At 48.1% G+C, this 243-nt stretch carries 1 protein-coding gene; it reads left to right on the top strand.

Annotation, left to right across the window (positions count from 1 at the left end; translation table 11 throughout):
* Positions 1-243 (top strand): glycoside hydrolase family 15 protein (locus KVT36_RS32005; protein ID WP_217607481.1); only part of this gene is annotated, 243 nt, incomplete at both ends.

The following is a 243-nucleotide window of genomic DNA, read 5'->3' as shown; positions in this document are numbered from 1 at the left end:
GCTGGACATACACGGGGAATTGCCGGATACCATTTATTACTATAACAAATTCTCCGAACCGGTAACACACGAGCTAAGGGAGCTGGTTGAAAGAGAAGTGAACTATGTGGTAGATAACTGGGAAAAAGCAGAACACGGCAACTGGGAGATCCGGCAAAAGAAAAAACCCTTCCTGAATTCCCGCTTAAAGCTGTGGGTAGCCATGGACCGGGCTATTAAGATAGGCCGCGACCGGTCTTTTCC

Origin of the sequence: Chitinophaga sp. GbtcB8 (assembly GCF_019091455.1) — a bacterium.
Taxonomy (GTDB): Bacteria; Bacteroidota; Bacteroidia; order Chitinophagales; family Chitinophagaceae; genus Chitinophaga.
This window is presented reverse-complemented; position numbering and strand designations above follow the sequence as displayed.